The sequence below is a fragment of the Microbacterium sp. bgisy203 genome, from assembly GCF_057706945.1.
Window position 1 is genome coordinate 60,194 of record NZ_JBYIPF010000002.1, and the last position, 22,005, is coordinate 82,198.

General features: G+C 68.2%; 34 protein-coding genes and 1 pseudogene. 33 read left to right on the forward strand and 2 right to left on the reverse strand.

Annotation, left to right across the window (positions count from 1 at the left end; translation table 11 throughout):
- Positions 1 to 317 precede the first annotated feature (317 nt).
- From rpsJ to map, 23 genes are all read left to right on the forward strand, one after another.
- Positions 318 to 626: a 30S ribosomal protein S10 gene (gene rpsJ, locus AC3ENQ_RS03625; protein ID WP_005050520.1), complete on the forward strand. Its 309-nt coding sequence runs from the start codon at positions 318 to 320 to the stop codon at positions 624 to 626.
- A gap of 8 nt (positions 627 to 634) precedes the next feature.
- The gene (gene rplC, locus AC3ENQ_RS03630) at positions 635 to 1,294 is read left to right on the forward strand and encodes a 50S ribosomal protein L3 (RefSeq protein WP_431801828.1); all 660 of its coding nucleotides are present in this window, start codon (positions 635 to 637) and stop codon (positions 1,292 to 1,294) included.
- A gap of 2 nt (positions 1,295 to 1,296) precedes the next feature.
- Positions 1,297 to 1,959: a 50S ribosomal protein L4 gene (gene rplD, locus AC3ENQ_RS03635; RefSeq protein WP_431801830.1), complete on the forward strand. Its 663-nt coding sequence runs from the start codon at positions 1,297 to 1,299 to the stop codon at positions 1,957 to 1,959.
- A complete protein-coding gene (rplW, locus tag AC3ENQ_RS03640) occupies positions 1,956 to 2,267 on the forward strand; it encodes a 50S ribosomal protein L23 (RefSeq protein WP_431801832.1) in 312 nt (103 codons plus the stop codon). The genes rplD and rplW overlap by 4 nt, the downstream gene beginning before the upstream one ends.
- Positions 2,268 to 2,292: 25 nt before the next feature.
- Positions 2,293 to 3,132: a 50S ribosomal protein L2 gene (gene rplB / locus AC3ENQ_RS03645; RefSeq protein ID WP_431801834.1), complete on the forward strand. Its 840-nt coding sequence runs from the start codon at positions 2,293 to 2,295 to the stop codon at positions 3,130 to 3,132.
- Between the two features lie 12 nt (positions 3,133 to 3,144).
- Positions 3,145 to 3,426, forward strand: a complete 282-nt coding sequence (gene rpsS / locus AC3ENQ_RS03650; protein ID WP_288784074.1) for a 30S ribosomal protein S19 — start codon at positions 3,145 to 3,147, stop codon at positions 3,424 to 3,426.
- A 38-nt stretch (positions 3,427 to 3,464) separates the two neighbouring features.
- A complete protein-coding gene (gene rplV, locus AC3ENQ_RS03655) occupies positions 3,465 to 3,866 on the forward strand; it encodes a 50S ribosomal protein L22 (protein WP_431801836.1) in 402 nt (133 codons plus the stop codon).
- A complete protein-coding gene (gene rpsC / locus AC3ENQ_RS03660) occupies positions 3,866 to 4,624 on the forward strand; it encodes a 30S ribosomal protein S3 (protein WP_431801838.1) in 759 nt (252 codons plus the stop codon). The genes rplV and rpsC overlap by 1 nt, the downstream gene beginning before the upstream one ends.
- Positions 4,624 to 5,043, forward strand: a complete 420-nt coding sequence (gene rplP / locus AC3ENQ_RS03665) for a 50S ribosomal protein L16 (protein WP_018171451.1) — start codon at positions 4,624 to 4,626, stop codon at positions 5,041 to 5,043. The genes rpsC and rplP overlap by 1 nt, the downstream gene beginning before the upstream one ends.
- Positions 5,043 to 5,357 carry a 50S ribosomal protein L29 gene (gene rpmC, locus AC3ENQ_RS03670; protein WP_431801841.1) on the forward strand — a complete coding sequence of 105 codons (315 nt, stop codon included), beginning with the start codon at positions 5,043 to 5,045 and terminating at the stop codon, positions 5,355 to 5,357. Before rplP ends, rpmC begins: the two co-directional genes overlap by 1 nt.
- On the forward strand, positions 5,357 to 5,737 hold the full coding sequence (gene rpsQ, locus AC3ENQ_RS03675) for a 30S ribosomal protein S17 (RefSeq protein ID WP_431801842.1): 381 nt from the start codon (positions 5,357 to 5,359) through the stop codon (positions 5,735 to 5,737). Before rpmC ends, rpsQ begins: the two co-directional genes overlap by 1 nt.
- Positions 5,738 to 5,771: 34 nt before the next feature.
- The gene (gene rplN, locus AC3ENQ_RS03680; protein WP_431801844.1) at positions 5,772 to 6,140 is read left to right on the forward strand and encodes a 50S ribosomal protein L14; all 369 of its coding nucleotides are present in this window, start codon (positions 5,772 to 5,774) and stop codon (positions 6,138 to 6,140) included.
- A 5-nt stretch (positions 6,141 to 6,145) separates the two neighbouring features.
- A complete protein-coding gene (gene rplX, locus AC3ENQ_RS03685; RefSeq protein ID WP_431801846.1) occupies positions 6,146 to 6,505 on the forward strand; it encodes a 50S ribosomal protein L24 in 360 nt (119 codons plus the stop codon).
- Positions 6,505 to 7,092 (forward strand): 50S ribosomal protein L5, encoded by a 588-nt coding sequence (rplE, locus tag AC3ENQ_RS03690; RefSeq protein ID WP_431801848.1) that lies wholly within the window; start codon positions 6,505 to 6,507, stop codon positions 7,090 to 7,092. The genes rplX and rplE overlap by 1 nt, the downstream gene beginning before the upstream one ends.
- Before the next feature lie 66 nt (positions 7,093 to 7,158).
- A complete protein-coding gene (gene rpsH / locus AC3ENQ_RS03695) occupies positions 7,159 to 7,557 on the forward strand; it encodes a 30S ribosomal protein S8 (RefSeq protein WP_292855999.1) in 399 nt (132 codons plus the stop codon).
- Between the two features lie 6 nt (positions 7,558 to 7,563).
- Positions 7,564 to 8,100: a 50S ribosomal protein L6 gene (gene rplF / locus AC3ENQ_RS03700; RefSeq protein WP_431801850.1), complete on the forward strand. Its 537-nt coding sequence runs from the start codon at positions 7,564 to 7,566 to the stop codon at positions 8,098 to 8,100.
- Positions 8,101 to 8,102: 2 nt separating this feature from the next.
- Positions 8,103 to 8,462 carry a 50S ribosomal protein L18 gene (rplR, locus tag AC3ENQ_RS03705; RefSeq protein WP_431801852.1) on the forward strand — a complete coding sequence of 120 codons (360 nt, stop codon included), beginning with the start codon at positions 8,103 to 8,105 and terminating at the stop codon, positions 8,460 to 8,462.
- Positions 8,463 to 8,494: 32 nt separating this feature from the next.
- On the forward strand, positions 8,495 to 9,145 hold the full coding sequence (gene rpsE, locus AC3ENQ_RS03710; protein ID WP_431801854.1) for a 30S ribosomal protein S5: 651 nt from the start codon (positions 8,495 to 8,497) through the stop codon (positions 9,143 to 9,145).
- A complete protein-coding gene (gene rpmD, locus AC3ENQ_RS03715) occupies positions 9,145 to 9,330 on the forward strand; it encodes a 50S ribosomal protein L30 (RefSeq protein WP_023954062.1) in 186 nt (61 codons plus the stop codon). Before rpsE ends, rpmD begins: the two co-directional genes overlap by 1 nt.
- Entirely contained in the window at positions 9,330 to 9,971 is a 642-nt protein-coding gene (gene rplO, locus AC3ENQ_RS03720; protein ID WP_431801856.1) for a 50S ribosomal protein L15, read from the forward strand. Before rpmD ends, rplO begins: the two co-directional genes overlap by 1 nt.
- Before the next feature lie 132 nt (positions 9,972 to 10,103).
- Positions 10,104 to 11,432, forward strand: a complete 1,329-nt coding sequence (gene secY, locus AC3ENQ_RS03725) for a preprotein translocase subunit SecY (protein WP_431801858.1) — start codon at positions 10,104 to 10,106, stop codon at positions 11,430 to 11,432.
- Positions 11,429 to 12,022 carry an adenylate kinase gene (locus AC3ENQ_RS03730; RefSeq protein ID WP_431801860.1) on the forward strand — a complete coding sequence of 198 codons (594 nt, stop codon included), beginning with the start codon at positions 11,429 to 11,431 and terminating at the stop codon, positions 12,020 to 12,022. Before secY ends, AC3ENQ_RS03730 begins: the two co-directional genes overlap by 4 nt.
- 56 nt (positions 12,023 to 12,078) lie before the next feature.
- A complete protein-coding gene (gene map / locus AC3ENQ_RS03735) occupies positions 12,079 to 12,876 on the forward strand; it encodes a type I methionyl aminopeptidase (protein WP_431802576.1) in 798 nt (265 codons plus the stop codon).
- A gap of 111 nt (positions 12,877 to 12,987) precedes the next feature.
- On the opposite strand, the gene AC3ENQ_RS03740 is transcribed toward map, so the two are convergent.
- Complete coding sequence (locus AC3ENQ_RS03740; protein ID WP_431801862.1) at positions 12,988 to 13,983, reverse strand: hypothetical protein; 996 nt, start codon at positions 13,981 to 13,983, stop codon at positions 12,988 to 12,990.
- A gap of 299 nt (positions 13,984 to 14,282) precedes the next feature.
- Here AC3ENQ_RS03740 and AC3ENQ_RS03745 point away from each other — a divergent pair, with 299 nt between their 5' ends.
- The 10 genes and pseudogenes from AC3ENQ_RS03745 to AC3ENQ_RS03790 all read left to right on the forward strand — a co-directional run bounded on the left by AC3ENQ_RS03745 (position 14,283) and on the right by AC3ENQ_RS03790 (position 19,966).
- Positions 14,283 to 14,969: a DsbA family protein gene (locus AC3ENQ_RS03745; protein WP_431801864.1), complete on the forward strand. Its 687-nt coding sequence runs from the start codon at positions 14,283 to 14,285 to the stop codon at positions 14,967 to 14,969.
- Between the two features lie 188 nt (positions 14,970 to 15,157).
- Positions 15,158 to 15,247, forward strand: a pseudogene (locus AC3ENQ_RS03750) (hypothetical protein); the annotation flags it as partial.
- 42 nt (positions 15,248 to 15,289) lie between these two features.
- Entirely contained in the window at positions 15,290 to 15,436 is a 147-nt protein-coding gene (locus tag AC3ENQ_RS03755; protein WP_431802578.1) for an LPXTG cell wall anchor domain-containing protein, read from the forward strand.
- Between the two features lie 192 nt (positions 15,437 to 15,628).
- The gene (infA, locus tag AC3ENQ_RS03760) at positions 15,629 to 15,850 is read left to right on the forward strand and encodes a translation initiation factor IF-1 (protein WP_005050493.1); all 222 of its coding nucleotides are present in this window, start codon (positions 15,629 to 15,631) and stop codon (positions 15,848 to 15,850) included.
- Between the two features lie 72 nt (positions 15,851 to 15,922).
- The gene (gene rpmJ / locus AC3ENQ_RS03765; RefSeq protein WP_005050492.1) at positions 15,923 to 16,039 is read left to right on the forward strand and encodes a 50S ribosomal protein L36; all 117 of its coding nucleotides are present in this window, start codon (positions 15,923 to 15,925) and stop codon (positions 16,037 to 16,039) included.
- A gap of 151 nt (positions 16,040 to 16,190) precedes the next feature.
- Complete coding sequence (gene rpsM, locus AC3ENQ_RS03770) at positions 16,191 to 16,565, forward strand: 30S ribosomal protein S13 (RefSeq protein WP_431801866.1); 375 nt, start codon at positions 16,191 to 16,193, stop codon at positions 16,563 to 16,565.
- 30 nt (positions 16,566 to 16,595) lie between these two features.
- A complete protein-coding gene (gene rpsK, locus AC3ENQ_RS03775; protein WP_215486809.1) occupies positions 16,596 to 16,994 on the forward strand; it encodes a 30S ribosomal protein S11 in 399 nt (132 codons plus the stop codon).
- A 186-nt stretch (positions 16,995 to 17,180) separates the two neighbouring features.
- Positions 17,181 to 18,170, forward strand: coding sequence for a DNA-directed RNA polymerase subunit alpha (locus tag AC3ENQ_RS03780; RefSeq protein WP_431801869.1), 990 nt, complete (start codon positions 17,181 to 17,183; stop codon positions 18,168 to 18,170).
- Positions 18,171 to 18,216: 46 nt separating this feature from the next.
- Complete coding sequence (rplQ, locus tag AC3ENQ_RS03785; RefSeq protein ID WP_431801872.1) at positions 18,217 to 18,780, forward strand: 50S ribosomal protein L17; 564 nt, start codon at positions 18,217 to 18,219, stop codon at positions 18,778 to 18,780.
- A 97-nt stretch (positions 18,781 to 18,877) separates the two neighbouring features.
- Positions 18,878 to 19,966, forward strand: a complete 1,089-nt coding sequence (locus tag AC3ENQ_RS03790) for a GNAT family N-acetyltransferase (protein WP_431801874.1) — start codon at positions 18,878 to 18,880, stop codon at positions 19,964 to 19,966.
- 15 nt (positions 19,967 to 19,981) lie between these two features.
- Here the strand turns inward: AC3ENQ_RS03790 and AC3ENQ_RS03795 are convergent, their stop codons facing one another.
- On the reverse strand, positions 19,982 to 21,958 hold the full coding sequence (locus AC3ENQ_RS03795; RefSeq protein ID WP_431801876.1) for an acyltransferase family protein: 1,977 nt from the start codon (positions 21,956 to 21,958) through the stop codon (positions 19,982 to 19,984).
- Positions 21,959 to 22,005: the final 47 nt, after the last annotated feature.

Sequence of the window (22,005 nt, forward strand, 5' to 3'; positions counted from 1 at the left end):
CGCCCGGGCGACGCGTAGACTAGTCAGGTTCCACATTCCTGCGTGCGCAGATCCGACAAGGTCGCGCGTGGCGGGATCACTGCCAGGGCAGTGCATAGGCCGGCCGGAGTCCGAGAGGATCCGGCGAGAGCCTAGGCCGCGGGCAGCAGAACGACACAATCCGACGTCACCCGGTAACGGGGTCCGTGCGCGTGCGCGCGGGGTCGGGACTGACATCAGAACAGTGGTGCGCCTCGAGAGAGTAGTGCCCGGCGCCACAAGCGCCCCGTGCGTCCAATGCCCGCGAGGTATGACGCGAGAAAGAGAGTGAGCAGACAATGGCGGGACAGAAGATCCGCATTCGCCTGAAGTCGTACGACCACGAGGTCATCGACACGTCGGCACGCAAGATCGTCGACACCGTGACCCGTGCGGGCGCGACCGTCGTCGGCCCCGTGCCGCTTCCGACCGAGAAGAACGTCGTGTGCGTCATCCGGTCGCCCCACAAGTACAAGGACAGCCGCGAGCACTTCGAGATGCGCACCCACAAGCGTCTGATCGACATCATCGACCCGACCCCCAAGGCGGTCGACTCCCTGATGCGTCTCGACCTGCCGGCCGACGTCAACATCGAGATCAAGCTCTGAGGTTCGACATGGCTGACATCAACACCAAGGTTTCCAAGGGCCTGCTCGGCACCAAGCTCGGCATGACCCAGGTCTGGGACGAGAACGGCAAGCTCGTTCCCGTCACCGTCATCGAGGTCGCCCCCAACGTGGTGACCCAGGTTCGCACCCCCGAGCGCGACGGTTACAACGCCGTGCAGATCGGCTACGGCCAGATCGACCCGCGCAAGGTCAACAAGCCCCTCACGGCCCACTTCGAGGCCGCGGGCGTCACCCCTCGCCGCCACCTCACCGAGGTGCGCACGGCGGATGCCTCCGACTACTCACTCGGTCAGGAGCTCACCGTCGACGCCACCTTCGAGGCCGGCCAGCTGGTCGACGTCGTCGGCACCAGCAAGGGCAAGGGCACCGCGGGTGTCATGAAGCGCCACAACTTCAAGGGTGTCTCCGCTTCGCACGGTGCGCACCGCAACCACCGCAAGCCCGGTTCGATCGGCGCCTCGTCGACCCCGAGCCGCGTCTTCAAGGGCATGCGCATGGCCGGCCGTATGGGTGGCGAGCGCGTGACCGTCCTCAACCTCACGGTGCACGCCGTCGACGCCGAGAAGGGTCTGCTGCTCGTCAAGGGCGCCGTCCCCGGCGCGCGCGGCCGCATCGTCTACGTCCGCAACGCAGTGAAGGGTGCCTGATCATGGCTGACTCGACTCTCGCGCTCGACGTCGTGAACTCTGACGGCAAGAAGGCCGGCTCCGTCGAGCTGCCCGCCGCCGTGTTCGACGTCAAGACGAACATCCCCCTCATCCACCAGGTCGTCGTCGCGCAGCTCGCGGCGGCTCGCCAGGGCACCCACTCGACCAAGCGTCGCGGTGAGGTCTCCGGTGCCGGCCGCAAGCCCTTCAAGCAGAAGGGCACGGGTAACGCCCGCCAGGGCTCGATCCGCGCGCCGCACATGACCGGTGGTGGCATCGTCCACGGCCCGAAGCCGCGCGACTACTCGCAGCGCACCCCCAAGAAGATGATCGCCGCCGCGCTCCTCGGAGCGCTCAGCGACCGCGCCCGGGGTGGCCGCCTGCACATCGTCGACTCCTTCGGCATCGAGGGCGCCCCGTCGACGAAGGCCGCCGCGGCGGTCCTCGCGCAGCTCGCGCCCACCAAGAACGTCCTGGTCGTCATCGAGCGCGATGACGAGCTGACGGTCAAGAGCGTCCGCAACCTCGCGTACGTCCACGTCCTGACGTTCGACCAGCTCAACGCCTACGACGTGCTCGTCTCCGACGACATCGTCTTCACCAAGGCCGCCTACGACGCGTTCGTCACGTCGAAGGCCGGCGCGACCGAGGAGGTCTCGGCATGACCACCGCGAACGTCTCCCTGAACAAGGACCCGCGCGACATCATCCTGAAGCCCGTCGTCTCTGAGAAGAGCTACGGCCTGATCGACGAGGGCAAGTACACCTTCCTCGTGGACCCGCGCGCCTCGAAGACCGAGATCAAGCTCGCCATCGAGAAGATCTTCGGCGTCAAGGTCGCCTCGGTCAACACGCTCAACCGCGTCGGCAAGGCCCGTCGCACCCGCTTCGGCACCGGCAAGCGCAAGGACACCAAGCGCGCCATCGTCACGCTGAAGTCGGGCACCATCGACATCTTCACGGCCGTCGGCTGACAGCTGGGATAGAGGACAACACACCATGGCTATTCGCAAGTACAAGCCCACGACCCCGGGTCGCCGCGGTTCGTCGGTGGCCGACTTCGCCGAGATCACCCGGTCGACGCCCGAGAAGTCGCTGCTGCGCCCGCTGTCCAAGACCGGCGGTCGCAACAACCAGGGCCGCATCACGACCCGTCACATCGGTGGTGGCCACAAGCGCCAGTACCGCGTCATCGACTTCCGTCGCAATGACAAGGACGGCGTGAACGCCAAGGTCGCTCACATCGAGTACGACCCCAACCGCACCGCGCGCATCGCGCTCCTGCACTACTTCGACGGCGAGAAGCGCTACATCCTCGCGCCGAACAAGCTCCAGCAGGGCGACATCGTCGAGTCGGGTCCCTCGGCCGACATCAAGCCGGGCAACAACCTGCCGCTGAAGAACATCCCCACCGGTACCGTCATCCACGCCATCGAGCTCCGCCCCGGCGGCGGCGCGAAGATGGCCCGCTCGGCCGGCGCCGCGGTGCGCCTGGTCGCCAAGGACGGCCCGTACGCGCAGCTCCGTCTGCCCTCGGGTGAGATCCGCAACGTCGATGCGCGCTGCCGCGCGACCATCGGCGAGGTCGGCAACGCCGAGCAGTCGAACATCAACTGGGGCAAGGCCGGCCGCAAGCGTTGGAAGGGCGTCCGCCCGACCGTCCGCGGTGTCGCCATGAACCCGGTCGACCACCCGCACGGTGGTGGTGAGGGTAAGACCTCTGGTGGTCGTCACCCCGTCACTCCTTGGGGCCAGGCTGAGGGTCGCACCCGCCACGCCAACAAGGAAAGCGACAAGTACATCGTCCGTCGTCGCAACGCCGGCAAGAAGCGCAAGTAGGAGTAGAGGAAGATGCCTCGCAGCCTGAAGAAGGGCCCCTTCGTCGACGAGCACCTGCTCCGCAAGGTCGCCTCGCAGAACGAAGCCGGTACCAAGAACGTCATCAAGACCTGGTCGCGCCGTTCGATGATCATCCCGGCCATGCTGGGTCACACCATCGCCGTGCACGACGGACGCAAGCACATCCCCGTGTTCGTGTCCGAGACCATGGTCGGCCACAAGCTGGGCGAGTTCGCGCCCACCCGCACCTTCCGCGGCCACGAGAAGGACGACAAGAAGGGCCGCCGCCGCTGACGCGGTGGTGTTCCAGAGAGGACTAGAGGAGGAGAGACATGGTGGATTCCATCGCACGCGTCAAGCACATTCGCGTGACCCCTCAGAAGGCTCGTCGTGTCGTCGCGCTCATCAAGGGCAAGCAGGCTCAGGAGGCTCTTGCCATCCTGAAGTTCGCCCCGCAGAGCGCCAGCGAGCCGATCTACAAGCTCGTCGAGTCGGCGGTCGCCAACGCCCGTGTGAAGGCTGACCGCGACGGCGAGTACCTGGACGAGCAGGACCTGTACGTGCGCAACGCGTACGTCGACGAGGGCACGACGCTCAAGCGTTTCCAGCCCCGCGCCCAGGGCCGCGCGTTCCAGATCAAGAAGCGCACGAGCCACATCACCGTCGAGCTCGCGACCCCCGAGGTCGAGGGCGCTGCGGCATCCGGCACCAAGACCAAGAAGGCGAGCAAGTAATGGGACAGAAGGTCAACCCGTACGGCTTCCGCCTCGGCATCACCACCGACCACGTGTCGCGTTGGTTCTCCGACTCGACGAAGCCCGGACAGCGCTACGCCGACTACGTGGCCGAGGACATCAAGATCCGCAACCTGCTGAAGACGCAGCTCGACCGTGCCGGTGTCTCCAGCATCGAGATCGAGCGCACGCGTGACCGCGTCCGCGTCGACATCCACACCGCCCGCCCGGGCATCGTGATCGGTCGCCGCGGCGCTGAGGCCGAACGCATCCGCGCCGACCTCGAGAAGCTCACCGGCAAGCAGATCCAGCTGAACATCCTCGAGGTGAAGAACCCCGAGGCCGACGCTCAGCTCGTCGCGCAGGGCATCGCCGAGCAGCTCTCCGCACGCGTGGCGTTCCGCCGCGCGATGCGCAAGGGTCTGCAGGGCGCGCAGCGCGCCGGCGCCAAGGGCATCCGCATCCAGGTCTCCGGCCGCCTCGGCGGCGCAGAGATGAGCCGGTCGGAGTTCTACCGCGAAGGCCGTGTGCCCCTGCACACGCTCCGCGCGAACATCGACTACGGCTTCTACGAGGCGAAGACCACCTTCGGCCGCATCGGCGTGAAGGTCTGGATCTACAAGGGCGACCTCACCAACAAGGAGCTCGCGCGCGAGCAGGCCAACGCGCCCAAGCAGTCCCGCGGTCGCGACGACCGTGGCGACCGCCGTCGCGGCCCCCGCAGCGAGGCACCCGTCGCAGAAGGAGCATCGGCATAATGCTTATTCCCCGCAAGGTCAAGTACCGCAAGCAGCACCACCCCGGCCGTTCCGGCCAGGCGACCGGCGGCACGAAGGTCTCCTTCGGCGAGTTCGGCATCCAGGCGCTGACCCCCGCGTACGTGACGAACCGTCAGATCGAATCCGCTCGTATCGCGATGACCCGTCACATCAAGCGTGGTGGAAAGGTCTGGATCAACATCTACCCCGACCGTCCGCTCACGAAGAAGCCGGCCGAAACCCGCATGGGTTCCGGTAAGGGTTCCCCCGAGTGGTGGGTCGCCAACGTCAAGCCCGGCCGCGTCCTCTTCGAGGTCGCCGGTGTCAACGAGGAACTCGCCCGCGAGGCCCTCACCCGGGCAATCCACAAGCTGCCTCTCAAGGCACGCATCATCAAGCGCGAGGAGGGCGACGCGTAATGGCCGTCGGTACCAAGACGCTCGCACCCAGCGAGCTCGACACGTTCGAGGACCAGCGCCTCGTCGAGGAGCTGCGCAAGGCCAAGGAGGAGCTGTTCAACCTGCGCTTCCAGTCGGCCACCGGCCAGCTCGACAGCCACGGCCGCATCCGTGCGGTCAAGCGCGACATCGCGCGGCTCTACACCGTGATCCGTGAGCGCGAGCTCGGCATCCGTGCCACGCCCGCCCCCGTCGAGGTCGCGACCAAGGCGAAGAAGACGAAGGCCAAGAAGGCGGATGCCGCCGACGAGGCTGCGAAGGAAGAGGCCGAGTGATGGCTGAGACCACTGAGAAGAAGGCCCCGGCCAAGAAGCCGGCCGCGAAGAAGGCCCCCGAGGCCGTCGTCGAGGCACCCGTCGAGGCGGGTCACGAGCACTCCGCGCACGACGTGCGCGAAGAGGGCGCCCGTGGCTACCGCAAGTCGCGTCGCGGCTACGTCGTCAGCGACAAGATGGACAAGACCATCGTCGTCGAGGTCGAAGACCGCGTGAAGCACCCCCTCTACGGCAAGGTCATCCGCCGCACCTCGAAGGTGAAGGCCCACGACGAGCAGAACACCGCCGGCATCGGCGACCTGGTCGTCATCGACGAGACCCGTCCGCTCAGCGCCACCAAGCGCTGGCGCCTGGTCGAGATCCTCGAGAAGGCCAAGTAAGGCCTCGGCCTTCTTGGAACCCAAGGAGTAGGAAATGATTCAGACTGAGTCTCGCCTCAAGGTCGCCGACAACACCGGCGCCAAGGAGCTGCTCACGATCCGCGTGCTCGGTGGCTCGAACCGCCGTTACGCCGGTCTCGGCGACATCATCGTCGCGACCGTCAAGGACGCGATCCCCGGCGGCAACGTCAAGAAGGGCGACGTCGTCAAGGCGGTCGTCGTCCGCACCGTCAAGCAGACCCGTCGTCCCGACGGCTCGTACATCAAGTTCGACGAGAACGCCGCCGTCATCCTGAAGAGCGACGGGGAGCCCCGCGGCACCCGCATCTTCGGCCCGGTCGGTCGTGAGCTTCGCGACAAGAAGTTCATGAAGATCGTCTCGCTCGCACCGGAGGTGATCTGACCCTCATGGCCAAGATCAAGAAGGGTGACCTCGTTCAGGTCATCACTGGCAAGAAGCAGGACAAGGGCGGCGACCGCGGCAAGCAGGGCAAGGTTCTCGACGTTCTCGTCGACCAGAACCGCGTCATCGTCGAGGGCGTCAACTACGTCACCAAGCACACCCGCGTGGGCCAGTCCCAGCGCGGAACCAAGACGGGCGGCATCGAGACGATGGAAGCCCCGATCCACATCTCCAACGTCGCCCTCGTCGACCCCTCGAGCAAGAAGCCGACCAAGGTCGGTCACCGCGTCGAGGAGCAGACGAAGGACGGCGTGAAGCGCACCGTCCGCGTGCGCTACGCGAAGAAGAGCGGTAAGGACCTCTGATGAGCACCACCACTGCCGTGGAGGCTGGCAAGATCCAGCCCCGCCTGAAGCAGAAGTACCAGAGCGAGATCAAGAAGGCTCTGCAGGACGAGTTCGGCTACGAGAACGTCATGCAGATCCCCGGCCTCGTCAAGGTCGTCGTCAACACCGGTGTCGGTGAGGCTGCGCGCGACTCCAAGGTGATCGATGGTGCGGTCGACGACCTCACCAAGATCACCGGCCAGAAGCCGGTCGTCACCAAGGCCCGCAAGTCCATCGCGCAGTTCAAGCTGCGCGAGGGTCAGGCCATCGGCGCGCACGTCACCCTTCGCGGTGACCGCGCGTGGGAGTTCCTCGACCGTCTCGTGACGCTCGCCCTTCCCCGCATCCGTGACTTCCGCGGCCTCTCGCCCAAGCAGTTCGACGGCCACGGCAACTACACGTTCGGTCTCCAGGAGCAGTCCGTGTTCCACGAGATCAACCAGGACAAGATCGACCGCGTGCGCGGCTTCGACATCACGATCGTCACCACGGCGAAGACGGATGCCGAGGGCCGTTCGCTCCTGCGCCAGATCGGGTTCCCGTTCCAGGTGGACGAGACCAAGTAAGACCCCATCAAGAAGGTCGGCTGTCGTGTAACGGCATCCGAAACCGCTGAACAAAGGAAACAAGAAATGACGATGACAGACCCGGTCGCAGACATGCTGACCCGTCTGCGCAACGCGAATTCGGCGCACCACGACACCGTGTCGCTGCCGAGCTCGAAGCTCAAGACCAACATCGCCGAGATCCTCAAGCAGGAGGGCTACATCTCCTCCTGGGAGGTCTCGGACGCCCGCGTCGGCCAGACGCTCACCCTGACGCTGAAGTACGGCCCGAACCGCGAGCGGTCGATCGCCGGCATCAAGCGCGTCTCGAAGCCGGGTCTGCGTGTCTACGCGCGCTCGACCGAGATCCCCACCGTCCTCGGTGGCCTCGGCGTCGCGATCCTGTCCACCTCCTCCGGTCTTCTCACCGACCGTCAGGCCGAGCAGAAGGGCGTGGGTGGGGAAGTCCTCGCCTACGTGTGGTGATCTGACATGTCGCGTATCGGACGTCTCCCCATCACCATCCCCTCGGGCGTCACCGTGTCGGTCGACGGCCAGGACGTCGCCGTGAAGGGCCCCAAGGGCGAGCTTGCGCTCACCGTGGCCAAGCCCATCGAGGTGAAGGTCGAAGAGGGCCAGGTGCTCGTCTCCCGTCCCGACGACGAGCGCGAGTCGCGGTCGCTTCACGGCCTGACCCGCACGCTCATCAACAACAACATCATCGGCGTCACCGAGGGCTACACCAAGGGCCTCGAGGTCGTCGGCACCGGCTACCGCGTCGTGCAGAAGGGTGCGGCCGTCGAGTTCGCGCTCGGCTTCTCGCACCCGGTGCTCGTCGAGCCCCCGGCCGGCATCACGCTGACCGTCGAGGGCAACAACAAGGTCACCGTCGCCGGCATCTCGAAGCAGGCCGTCGGTGAGGCTGCGGCCAACATCCGCAAGATCCGCAAGCCCGAGCCGTACAAGGGCAAGGGTGTGCGCTACGCGGGCGAGGTCGTTCGCCGCAAGGCCGGAAAGGCTGGTAAGTAATCATGGCTGTGAAGTCGAAGTCCGACGCGCGTTCGCGCCGTCACGCCCGCCTTCGCAAGAAGATCGTCGGCACCGAGGCGCGTCCGCGCCTGGTCGTCACGCGCTCCGCCCGCCACGTCTTCGTCCAGCTGGTCGACGACGCGAAGGGTCACACCGTGGCCTCCGCCTCGACGCTCGAGAACGACCTGCGCACCTTCGACGGTGACAAGACCGCCAAGGCCCGCAAGGTCGGCGAGCTCGTCGCTGAGCGTGCGAAGGCCGCCGGCGTCTCCGACGTCGTGTTCGACCGCGGTGGCAACCGCTACGCGGGCCGAGTCGCTGCGATCGCCGAAGGCGCTCGCGAGGGAGGTCTGAACCTGTGAGCGACGCAACTACTCAGAATGTGGAGAACGAAGTGACCGCAGAGGCCACTGAGCAGACGGCGCCTGCCGAGCAGCGCGAGCGTGAGCCGCGTCGCGGCGGCCGCGAGCGCAGCCAGACCCGCGGCGACCGGGGTGCCCGTGACGCGGACAAGAGCCAGTTCCTGGAGCGCGTCGTCACGATCAACCGCGTGTCGAAGGTCGTCAAGGGCGGCCGCCGCTTCAGCTTCACGGCGCTCGTCGTCGTGGGCGACGGCAACGGTCTCGTCGGCGTCGGCTACGGCAAGGCGCGTGAGGTCCCCCTCGCCATCTCGAAGGGTGTCGAAGAGGCCAAGCGCAACTTCTTCCGCGTGCCGCGTGCCGGGTCCACCATCCCCCACCCCGTCCAGGGTGAGGCCGCGGCCGGTGTGGTGCTCCTGCGCCCCGCCGCCGCCGGTACCGGTGTTATCGCCGGTGGTCCCGTGCGCGCCGTGCTCGAGTGCGCCGGCATCCACGACGTGCTCTCCAAGTCGCTCGGCTCGTCGAACACGATCAACATCGTGCACGCGACGGTCGAGGCGCTCAAGCAGCTCGAAGAGCCCCGTGCGGTGGCCGCTCGTCGTGGTCTCGACTTCGACCAGGTGGCGCCCGCCCGTCTGATCCGCGCCGAGGCCGAGGCCGTCGCCGCTGCAAAGGGAGGTGCCTGATGGCTGCGCGCCTCAAGGTGACCCAGGTCAAGTCCAAGGTGAGCGAGAAGCAGAACCAGCGTGACACGCTGCGTTCGCTGGGTCTGAAGCGGATCGGCGATTCCGTCGTCCGTCCCGACGACGCGCAGACGCGCGGTTACGTCAAGACCGTCGCCCACCTCGTGAAGGTTGAGGAGATCGACTGATGGCCGAGAAGGCTGAGAAGGCGACCGAAGAGGTCGTCGAGAAGAAGGCGCCCGCCAAGAAGCCGGCTGCCAAGAAATCCGAGACGGCTGCCAAGGCTTCGGCTTCGGCATCCGCCGACAAGGCTGAGAAGGCCGAGAAGGCTCCTGCGAAGAAGCCTGCCGCGAAGAAGGCTCCCGCGAAGAAGGATGCCGAGGCCGCGCGCCCCGGCGTGCTGAAGGTCCACCACCTGCGTCCCGTCCCCGGCGCCAACACCGCGAAGACCCGTGTCGGTCGCGGTGAGGGCTCGAAGGGTAAGACGGCTGGCCGTGGTACCAAGGGAACCAAGGCCCGCTACCAGGTCAAGGTCGGCTTCGAGGGTGGGCAGATGCCCCTCCACATGCGTACGCCGAAGCTGCGCGGGTTCAAGAACCCGTTCCGCGTCGAGTACCAGGTGGTCAACCTCGACAAGCTCGCAGAGCTCTACCCGACCGGTGGCGACGTCACCGTCAGCGACCTCGTCGCCAAGGGTGCGGTCCGCAAGAACGAGAAGGTCAAGGTGCTCGGCACCGGCGACATCTCGGTCAAGCTGACCGTCGACGTCGACAAGGTCTCGGGTTCGGCCGAGCAGAAGATCGTCGCCGCCGGCGGCTCGATCAAGTAAGCAGTCCGCGACAGGGGTCGACCCGGCGTCTCGACGAGCTCGAGAACCGGTGTCGGCCCCTGTTGCCGTACTCTGGTAGACGGTGTGTCTGCTCCGGCCGCCGCACCTGTCAGCCCACTGGAGGAAATCCCCTTGTTCAGCGCCATCGCGCGGGTCTTCCGCACACCGGATCTTCGGCGGAAGATCGGCTTCACCCTGGCCATCATCGCGATCTACCGCTTCGGCGCGCACGTGCCCGCGCCGTTCGTGAGCTACCCGAACGTGCAGGACTGCCTGCGTCAGACCGGATCGGGCAGCGAGGGCCTCCTCTCGCTCGTCAACCTGTTCTCCGGCGGCGCGCTCCTGCAGCTGTCGATCTTCGCGCTGGGCGTCATGCCCTACATCACTGCGACGATCATCGTGCAGCTGTTGCGCGTCGTCATCCCGCACTTCGAGGCCCTGTACAAGGAGGGCCAGGCCGGACAGGCGAAGCTCACGCAGTACACCCGCTACCTCACGATCGCGCTGGCGCTCCTGCAGTCGACTACCCTCGTGACGGTCGCCCGCTCGGGCCAGCTCTTCGGCAACACGGGCATCGCCTCCTGCAACAACCTGCTGACCAACGACGCCTGGTGGGCGCAGCTGCTCACCGTCATCACGCTGACTGCCGGCACCGGCCTCATCATGTGGTTCGCCGAGCTCGTCACCGAGCGCGGCATCGGCAACGGCATGTCCATCCTCATCTTCACCTCCATCGCCGCGACCTTCCCGGCCGCGATGTGGGCGATCGCGCAGGCCCGCAGCTTCGAGGTCTTCCTCCTCGTCATCGCGGTCGGCATCGTCGTCGTCGCCCTCGTCGTCTTCGTCGAGCAGTCGCAGCGACGCATCCCCGTGCAGTACGCCAAGCGCATGGTCGGGCGGCGCACGCTCGGCGGCACCAACACGTACATCCCGATCAAGGTCAACATGGCCGGCGTCGTGCCCGTCATCTTCGCCTCGTCGCTGCTGTACATCCCGGCGCTCATCGCGCAGTTCAACCAGACGCCGGATGCCGACGGCAACATCCCCGGCTGGGTCACGTGGATCAACAACTACCTGACCAAGGGCGACCACCCGCTGTACATGCTCCTGTACTTCCTCCTCATCGTCGGGTTCACCTACTTCTACGTCGCGATCACCTTCAACCCGGTCGAGGTCGCCGACAACATGAAGAAGTACGGCGGGTTCATCCCCGGCATCCGTGCAGGCCGTCCCACGGCGGAGTACCTCGACTACGTGCTCACCCGCATCACCCTGCCGGGCGCGATCTACCTCGGTCTCATCGCGCTCCTGCCCCTCGTGGCGCTCGCGACGGTCGGGGCGAATCAGAACTTCCCGTTCGGCGGTGCGTCGATCCTCATCATCGTCGGTGTGGGTCTCGAGACCGTGAAGCAGATCGACGCGCAACTCCAGCAGCGTCACTACGAAGGGCTCCTGCGATGACCACTCCGCGTCTCCTCATCATCGGCCCGCAGGGCTCGGGCAAGGGCACCCAGGGCGAGCGGATCGCGAAGGCCTACGGCATCCCCGCCGTTTCCACCGGCGACGTCTTCCGCGCGAACGTCAAGGAGGGCACGCCCCTCGGGCTGCAGGTCAAGGCGATCATCGACGCCGGAGACCTCGTGCCCGACGCGCTGACCGGCGAGATCGTGCGCGACCGGCTCGCCCAGGACGACGCGGCCGCTGGGTTCCTGCTCGACGGATACCCGCGCAACATCGGTCAGGTCGGCGACCTCGACGCCTTCCTCGACGAGCGCGACGAGCCGCTCACGGCGGTCGTCGAGCTCTCGGTGCCGCGCGAAGAGTCCATCACCCGCATCGCCAAGCGCGCGAGCGAGCAGGGGCGCGCCGACGACAACGACGAGTCGATCGCGAAGCGCCTGGCGATCTACGAGTCCGAGACCGCGCCGGTCCTCGACGTGTACCGCGAGCGCGGCATCGTCGATGCGATCGACGGCGTCGGCACGCTCGACGAGGTCTTCGAGCGCATCATCGTCGCCCTCACCGCGCGCGGGATCGTTCCGGCCACCTGAGACGCTCCGCCGTGTTCCGTCGTTCGCTCTACAAGACACCTGCGCAGCTGCGCGGCATGCTCGAGCCCGGACGCATCACGGCCGACGCGCTCGCGGCGGTCCGCGCCCTCGTCGCGCCGGGTGTCACGACCGCCGAGCTGGATGCCGCGGCATCCGCCCTCATCACGGGGCGCGGCGCGGAGTCGAACTTCCAGCTCGTGCGCGGCTACCGTCACACGACGTGCATCTCGGTGAACGACGAGGTGGTGCACGGCATCCCCTCCGCGCGTCCGCTCGAACCGGGCGACATCGTCTCGATCGACTGCGGCGCGCAGTACCAGGGCTGGAACGGCGACTCGGCGATCACGATCGTGGTGCCGGATGCCGAGCGCCCTGACCTCGTCGCGGCGCGCACGCGGCTGTCGGAGGTGACGCGCGGCTCGCTCTGGGCCGGCATCGCGGCGCTGGCCTCGGCGTCGCGCGTGGGCGAGATCGGCGACGCTGTGCAGGGCTACATCGAGCGCGCGGGCGCGGCCGACGGGGTAGAGTACGGCATCCTGCGCGACTACGTCGGGCACGGCATCGGACGCAAGATGCACGAGGCTCCGACGGTGTTCAACTACCGCGTCGCCGACCTCGGTGCCGAGGTGCGGCCCGGGCTCTGCCTCGCGATCGAGCCGATGGTGACGTCGGGGTCGGAGGACACGCTCGTCGAGGACGACGACTGGACCGTCACGACCGTCGACGGCTCGGACGGCGCGCACTGGGAACACAGCGTCGCGGTGCACGAGGACGGCATCTGGGTGCTGACGGCGCTCGACGGCGGCGCCGCGGACCTCGCCCCCTTCGGCGTGGTACCCGCGCCCCTCGCGTAGAGCCTCGTGGCTGGGCCCCGGGTGTGCCCCCGCCCGCCGCGGCCCCGTGAGACGGCACGTTTCTGCTGATACGCCACGTCTTACGCGCCGTCTCAACAGGGTGATCCCGTCTCACGCGGTGACCGCGACGCGCGACAGCGCGCGCGGGTGGGAGCGGAGGGTCGCGAGCAGGGCGTGGTTCGGCGCGAAGACGGGGCGGAGTCCGGCTCCGCCGAGCGCGCGGCAGAGTGGATCGACGCGGAAGGCGTCGGCGGGTTCCCAACGACCGAACGGGTGACCGTTCCTGCGGAGCCGGTCCTCGCGTCGCTTCTCGTTCTGCAGGTGCTGGGCGGCGCGGACAGGGTCATCGAGCTCGTACTTGCCCCAACCATCCGCCTCGCACAGCGCGCGGTTGGAGCGGAACCCGAAGTCCGTGCGATCGAGGTGCCCCTCGTAGCGGAACTCGGGTTGCTGGACGGGTTCCTCGTATCCGCACCACTCAATGACCGCGCGGCTCACGCTCTCGGCCGGCGATTCGGCGAGTCCGTTCGCGCGCGCCAGCACCCAGCGCGCGCGGGTGCGGCCACGCCTCGACTGCAACTCGCTCGCGCGTTCGGCGAGGTCGTCGAGGCGCAGCGCGCCTCCCTGAGCGGGCGAGATGACGGCATCCGCCACTGTCAGGCCTTGCGCGGGCGGCAGTAGGCGCGCGAGATCGATCGCCGTGTCGAGTGCGGTCGTCGCGAGCGTGCCGTGGATCGTGGTCACCGTGCGCTCGTCGACACTGGCGTGCACGACGACGTCGCCGAACCGCGTCGTCTTCGTCGCGGACATATCGTAGACGTGGAGGTCACGCGTTTCGCCGAATAGTGGGATGCCGTGGACGACGGCGGCCGACTCGAGGCAGAGCACCGCGTCGGGTCTCGTTCGCAGGAGCGCGTGGACGCGCGTGGCGTATCGCTCCCAGGGAGCGAGAGTGCTCCACCGATGGCGCGATGCGTAGACGCCCCGGCGCACGCGGTGGAGGGTGCGGTCTTCCGCGGGACGGATGCCCGCGAGGGCGGCGTCGGACGACGTGATGAGTGGGACGGGTGCGTCGAGGACGGCGCGGTCGGAGAGGAGCAGCGGCATGGTCGAAGTGTGGGCGTCGCGCGCCCGCTCGTGGAGCGCGAACCCTCGATCTGTGGACGGTTCCCGATACTCGCGCCCTGTGGAGGAGCCGACGCGTGACCCCACCCGGCCTGCACCCGGCCCGTGAGACGGCACTTTCATGGTGACGCGGCGCGCGGCACGTGCCGCGTCGACGAGACGGTGCCGTCTCACGAGTGGGGGCGGGGCGCCGCCGCGACCGGCTCACGGAGAATGCATCGGGGGGAGTGCGCCAAGATAGAGAGGGTGCGGCGGATGCCGCGGCAAGAGAGGCACGGATCATGGCGCAGGCGACGGCGAGTAAGACCAACTGGTTCGCGATCTGGGTGAGTGTGGCCATCGTGGTCATCATCGCCCTCGTGATCGCGCTCGTGGTGTGGATGAACAGCGCCGCGAAGGACCCCGGCACCCCGCCGAGCGGCTCGGGCATCAACCAGGAGACGGGCGCTGTCGTCGTCGGCGACGGCGACCAGACCCTCGACCTCTATCTCGACTTCATGTGCCCGATCTGCAACCAGTTCGAGACGACCTACGGCGAAGAGATCCAGGACCTCGTGAACGACGGCACGATCACCCTCAACATCCACCCGATCGCGATCCTCGACCGCTACTCGCAGGGCACGAACTACTCGACCCGCTCGGCCAACGCGATGTACTGCGTCGTCGAGACCGACCCCGACGCGGCCGTGCCCTTCATGCAGGCGATGTTCACGAATCAGCCCGAAGAGAACTCCCCGGGACTCACCGATGCGCAGATCCTCGACATCGCGAAGGGCGTGGGAGTGACCGGCATCGATTCGTGCGTCGGCGACGGCACCTACTCCAAGTTCGTGGGGGCGATGACGGAGAAGACCCCGATCCAGCCGGGTTCGCAGGGCATCGGCACGCCGACGCTCGCGGTGAACGGCGAGGTCATCGCGAACAACACGATCCCCGCCGTGGGGCAGTTCAAGACGCTCTTCGACTGAGCGAACGGGTCAGCGACCCCTGTCGACCCCGCGCTTCACGGCTGGACTCACCTACACTGGTGCGTGGGGATGGTCAGACCACGGATGCCCCGACCGGGGTGAGCCGGAGGTGAGTGCGCCGGTGACCATCACGGCGGATTCCGCGCAGACGCCGCTGGAAGGTCGCGACGGGCGTGACCTCGGTTCCGATGACCGTGCCGGTCGGCAGCACCTGCGTGGTGTCCGAGGCGACTCCGTCGGCACCGACCGGGGGCGCATGGGGCACGCCGCAGATCTCTCCGGCATCCTTCACCGTGACCGCGGCGGGAACGACGATCGCGGTGACGGTCACCAACACCCTGCGCTCGGAGCTGCCCGCGACGGGCGGGTCGGTGCCGTGGTGGGCGATCGCCCTGGGCGGCGGGCTCGTGCTCGTCGGCGCGGTGTCGTTGATCGTCGCGTCGCGGCGACGCAAGACCGGCGCGTAGCCGTCCTCACCGGCAAACCGACCGCACACGTCGGTTTGCCGGTGAGGGACATATCACGTACACTGAATCTTTGGTGCCTTGCGCCTTCCTTGGCGTGTCGCCGCGAAGCATATCGCAACGGAGACAGCAAGCTCGCACCGAAACCCATCACCCACCGCAGACCGGCCGGTCTGCACAAGCGTCAGCGAGGCTATGGCTAAGAAAGACGGTGTCATCGAAATCGAGGGCGTCGTGTCCGAGGCGCTGCCCAACGCGATGTTCCGCGTCGAGCTCACCAACGGACACAAGGTTCTCGCAACGATCTCCGGAAAGATGCGGCAGAACTACATCCGCATCATCCCCGAGGACCGCGTCGTCGTGGAGCTTTCGCCCTACGACCTCACGCGCGGCCGCATCGTCTACCGCTACCGCTAGACCGGTCGAGAAGTAACGAGCGCCGGAATGCTTCGGCATCCGGCGACTCGAAGACAGCGAATCAGGAAAGTCATGAAGGTCAACCCCTCCGTCAAGCCCATCTGCGACCACTGCAAGGTCATCCGTCGTCACGGTCGCGTCATGGTCATCTGCAAGTCGAACCCGCGTCACAAGCAGCGCCAGGGCTGAATGGATGCCGCGAGCGCGCGGCGTCCCGGACAGCACCTACAACTCAATACACATCAGGCAGATCAGAACCCACGGACGTGGGGGACACCCCGGGTGGAGGCCCGGGCACCGATCCTGCTCCACACCTCCACCTACTCCCAGGAGAAACCGCATGGCACGTCTTGCCGGCGTTGACATCCCGCGCGACAAGCGCGTGGTGATCGCCCTCACGTACATCTACGGCATCGGCCGTACCCGCTCGGTCGAGATCCTTCAGGCCACCGAGATCGACGAGTCGATCCGCGTCAAGGACCTCACCGACGACCAGCTGGTCGCGCTCCGCGACTACATCGAAGGCAACTACAAGGTGGAGGGTGACCTGCGCCGCGAGGTCGCCGCCGATATCCGCCGCAAGGTCGAGATCGGCTCCTACGAGGGTCTGCGTCACCGCCGCGGCCTTCCCGTGCGCGGTCAGCGTACGAAGACCAACGCGCGTACCCGCAAGGGCCCCAAGCGCACCGTCGCCGGCAAGAAGAAGGCGCGCTAAGCGCCGCCCAGGGTTTAGGAGAACACCGCAATGGCACAGGCCAAGACCGCCGCGCGCAAGCCGCGCCGCAAGGAGAAGAAGAACATCGCGCTGGGCCACGCCCACATCAAGTCGACGTTCAACAACACGATCGTCTCGATCACCGACCCCTCGGGCGCCGTCATCAGCTGGGCATCGTCGGGCGGCGTGGGCTTCAAGGGCTCGCGCAAGTCGACCCCGTACGCGGCCGGGATGGCCGCCGAGTCGGCTGCCCGCCAGGCCGCCGAGCACGGCGTCAAGAAGGTCGACGTGTTCGTCAAGGGTCCGGGCTCCGGCCGCGAGACCGCGATCCGCTCGCTGCAGGCCGCCGGCCTCGAGGTCGGTTCGATCAACGACGTGACGCCGCAGGCCCACAACGGTTGCCGTCCGCCCAAGCGTCGCCGCGTCTGACCCTTTCGGGGCCGGGGCGTCGCTCCCGCTGATCTCCACGAACCGGCTCCGCGAGCCGGCACTCGATCACCGAGTGCGGAGAGATCTCCCGGAACGCGCGCCCCGGCATCCCTCGACTTTTACAACTCAAGACCTCATGCAATCGCACGTGTCATATAGCGGGCACGTGACGGAAAGGAACACATAGTGCTCATCGCACAGCGTCCCACTCTGACCGAGGAGAAGATCGGCGAGTTCCGCAGCCGGTTCGTGATCGAGCCGCTCGAGCCCGGCTTCGGTTACACCATCGGCAACGCGCTGCGTCGCAGCCTGCTCTCGTCGATCCCCGGTGCGGCCGTGACCAGCATCCGCATCGACGGCGTGCTGCACGAGTTCAGCACCATCCCCGGTGTGAAGGAGGATGTCACCGAGATCATCCTCAACATCAAGCAGCTCGTGGTCTCGTCGGAGCGCGACGAGCCCATCACGGCGTACCTGCGCAAGACGGGCGCCGGTGAGGTCACCGCCGCCGACATCTCCGCTCCCGCCGGTGTCGAGGTGCACAACCCTGAGCTCGTCATCGCGACGCTCAACGACTCGGCCAAGTTCGAGCTCGAGCTCACGATCGAGCGCGGCCGCGGCTACGTCTCGGCGACGCAGAACCGCAACGAGTACGCCGAGGCCGGACAGATCCCGATCGACTCGATCTACTCGCCCGTCCTGAAGGTCTCGTACCGCGTCGACGCCACCCGTGCCGGTGAGCGCACCGACTTCGACAAGCTCGTGCTGGACGTCGAGGCCAAGCCCTCGATCTCGCCCCGCGACGCCGTCGCGTCGGCCGGCCGCACCCTCACCGAGCTGTTCGGTCTCGCGCGCGAGCTGAACGTCGAGGCCGAGGGCATCGAGATCGGCCCCGCGCCGGTCGCCGAGGTGCTCACCAACGAGCTGTCGATGCCGATCGAGGACCTCGATCTGTCGGTGCGTTCGTACAACTGCCTGAAGCGCGAGGGCATCAACACGGTGTCCGAGCTCGTCGCCCTCTCGGAGACGCAGCTCATGAACATCCGCAACTTCGGTCAGAAGTCGGTCGACGAGGTGCGCGACAAGCTCGTCTCGCTCGGCCTGTCGCTGAAGGACTCGGTCCCCGGGTTCGACGGCGCGCACTTCTACGGCGGCTACGACGACGACACCATCTGATCGACGCCCGATCGATCGCTGACACTTTCCACCTGGAGTAACTGACATGCCCAAGCCCACCAAGGGTCCCCGCCTCGGAGGCGGTCCCGCCCACGAGCGCCTGCTGCTTGCGAACCTCGCCGCGGCCCTCTACACGCACGGCGCCATCACGACGACCGAGACGAAGGCCAAGCGCCTGCGTCCCCTCGCCGAGCGCCTCATCACCTTCGCCAAGCGCGGAGACCTCCACGCCCGTCGCCGGGTGCTGTCGGTCATCGGTGACAAGGAAGTCGTGCACGTCCTGTTCGCCGAGATCGCGCCGCAGCTGGCCGACCGTGAGGGCGGCTACACCCGCATCACGAAGATCGGCAACCGCAAGGGTGACAACGCGCCCATGGCCCGCATCGAGCTGGTCCTCGAGCCCGTGAACCCGAAGCCGAAGTCGGCGAAGAAGTCGGCCGCCGCGGCGCCCGTCGCCGCGGAGCCTGCGGAGGAGGTCGCCGTCGAGGAGACCCCCGCCGAGATCGAGGTCGAAGAGGCCGCCGCGGACGCCGGCGCCGAGTCGCAGGCCGAGGGCGAGGCCGCTGAGGCTGCCGCCGAGGAGGCCGTGGAGGCTCCCGCCGAGAAGTAAGCGCCCACGACGCTGTCACGAGGCCCGCACCCTGCACAGGGGGCGGGCCTCGTTTCGTGCCCGGACCGCTGGCGCGCCCTCGCGATAGTGTGGCTGGGTGAGTGAGCACACCCTGATCGAGCGGATCGACGCACTCCGGAGCGCGACCCCCACGAGTCCGCCCGCGCCTCCCGACATCACCGTGTGGCGGGCGCCGACCGAGGCTGACATCGACGGCATCCACGCGGTCGCGGCCGCGGCGGACGCGGTCGACCACCCCACCTGGATCACCCCGCGCGAGGACATCGCCGACACCTTCGACCTGCCGTTCATCGACCACTCCCGCGACTCGCTCGTGGCGGTGGATGCCGACGGCCGCATCGTCGGGTTCGCCTCCGCGTTCCTGCACCCTTCCCGCGCCGGGCAGCTCACCGTCAACCTCGGTGGGACGGTGCACCCGGACCACCGGCGCCGCGGCATCGGAACCGTGCTGCTCGCGTGGCAGCGCGCTCGCGCTCTGGAACACCTCGCCGCGGTCGTTCCGACGCTCGCGCCGGCGGAGTCGCTCGATCCCCCCGTCCAGGCGTGGACGGCCGACCTCAAGGTCTACGCCGAGGAGTCGAACGCCGATCAGCAGGCGATCGCGGCGCGCGCAGGGTTCCGGCCCGAGCGCTGGTTCACCACGATGGAGCGCGACATGACGCTTCCGGTACCCGAACTCTCCGCTCCTGAATTCGAGGCGCCCGCCGGTGTGAGCGTCGTGCCGTTCACACACGACCGCGACGACGACGCGCGCCTCGCACGCAACGACGCGTTCCGGGACCACTGGGGGAGCCTCCCCTCGCAGCCCGAGACCTGGCAGAAGTTCGTCGGCGGTCCGTTCTTCCGCCCCGACTTGTCCCGCCTCGCGGTGGATGCCGACGGGCAGATCGTCGGGTTCTGCCTGGCATCCGTCAACGAGGACGACTGGGCGGCGCTCGGGGCCAGCAACTCCTACATCGACCTCATCGGCGTCGTGCGGGCGCACCGCCGCCGGGGCATCGCGCCGCTCGTGATCGCGGGGACGCTGCGCGCGATCCGCGACGCGGGGCTCGAGCGCGCCGTGCTCGATGTCGACACGGCGAGCCCGACCGGCGCCAACACCCTGTACGAAGGCCTCGGCTTCCACGCAACATCGCAGGAGGTTGCTCTCGTCGAGCGGGTGTGACGCACGTGCGACCCGTCACCCGGCGGGGGTCAGCCCGCGTCCCGTCAGCCAGCGGATGAGTGCGACCTCGTGCGCCGCCTCGGAGCGCTGGCTCTCGACGGCATCGACCGCGTCCGCGATGGTCGCGGCGTAGACCTCTCCGCCGGCCTCGCCGGGGTGGATCTGGTCGCCCGCGAGCAGGTCGGCGTGAGGGGCGATCGCGCTCGACCAGTCCGCGACGACCGTGCGGGGGTGTGAGGCAGCGAAGCCCGCGAGCTCGGTGTTCACACCCGCGATCCAGTCGCGCGGGGCGAAGGCGTTCACGAGCACGAGCGTGCGGTCGGGGCCGATCGCGTCGCGGATCTGCTGCAGCGCTCCCGGGTCGACCGGTCCGTTCGTGCCGAGCCCCACGACCACGTAGTCGCGCAGCGCGCCGCCGGCGGCGAGGTCGGCGACGATGTCGTCGCCCGCCCACATCGAGCGTGACACGGCTGCATCGATCTGGATGCCGGGAAGCCGGTCGAGCAGCCCGCCGGCGGACGCGAGCATGACCGAGTCGCCGATCGCGGTCACCCGGTCGCCGGTGACGCTCGCGGGGGCCGGGGGCAGCGGTTCGCCGTCGGGGCCGACGGTCGGCGTGGGAGTCGGCACGGCGGTAGGCGCGGGATCCGGTGCGGCGGCATCCGGTGGAACAGGAGTAGGGGCGGCGGACGCCTCGCGGAGCGCGTCGACCCCCGCCTGCACGGATGCCTCGCTGGAGGTGACCTCCGGCGCTGCCGCGACGGCGGCGGTGGTGCCGCCGACGACGAGCGCACCGGCCGCGACGGCCGCGACCGCACCGAACCGTCGCGTGGGCGTCGAGGCGAGCCGGCCGCGAAGGGCCCGCAGCGCGCCGCCGAAGCCGAGTCGGCGCACGGGCTGCTCGATGAACCGGTACGACAGCGCGGACGCCACGAGCGTCACAAGGAGCGCCGCGACGGCGACGCGGACCGGGATCGCAGTGTCGATGAACGCGCCGGTCACGGCGCTCGAAAGGAGCACCACAACGGGCCAATGCCAGAGGTAGATGCCATACGAGCGCTCACCGACCCAGCGGAGCGGAGCGACGTCGAGGGCGCGCCCGAGCGGCGAGCCGAGCGCGCAGGCGATGACGACCGCTGTGAGGGCGGATGCCGCGAGCGGGACCGTCGGGTAGAGCGCCGCTCCTCCCTGCCACGATGCGACGGCGATGAGCGCGAGAAGGGCGACGATGCCGAGTCCGGCGACGAGGGCGGTGCGTGCGCGCGGCGTCGCTCGCGCTCCGGCATCCGACATCTGCCGCTCCGCGCGCGCCTGCCGCGCCGCCCGCTCCTGCCACGCCGCGAGCGCGAAGGCGAGCGCGACGCCGATGAGCAGTCCGAACGCGTGCGCGTCGGTGCCGTAGTAGGCGCGGGTCAGCCCCGCGCCCGCCACGAGCGACGCCCCCCAGAGCGCCGACCCGCCGGCAAGGGCGAGTGCGATCGCGACGCGGGCGACAGGGCGTCGCACGAGGAGAAGCGCGGGCAGCAGGAGGGGCCACAGCACGTAGAACTGCTCTTCGACGGCGAGGGACCAGAGGTTCCGGAAGAGCTCGGGTTCCGCCGCGCTGAAGTACGACGCGCCGCCGGCGATCGACACCCAGTTGTAGGAGAACGTCGCCGCGCCGAAGACTTGGCGGCCGACTCCGACGAGGACGTCGCCGCCGATGAGCCACGCCGCCGTGGCACTGACGGTCACGACCAGCGCGAGAGCGGGGAGGAGGCGGCGTGTGCGCCGTGTCCAGAACCCGCGCAGACCGATGCGCCCCGTCGCCGCGCGCTCGCGCAGCAGGAGCGAGGTGATGAGGAAGCCCGAGATCACGAAGAAGACGTCGACGCCGACGAAGCCGCTGTGCAGGAGCCAGGCGGGGAAGAGGTGGTAGACGACGACGAGGAGCACCGCGACGGCGCGCAGGCCGTCGAAGCCGGCGAAGCGGGGCGTGAGAGAGGAGGGCATGACGAAGAGACCGGGCGAGCGGGAGGGTGTGCGGGAACCATCCAGTC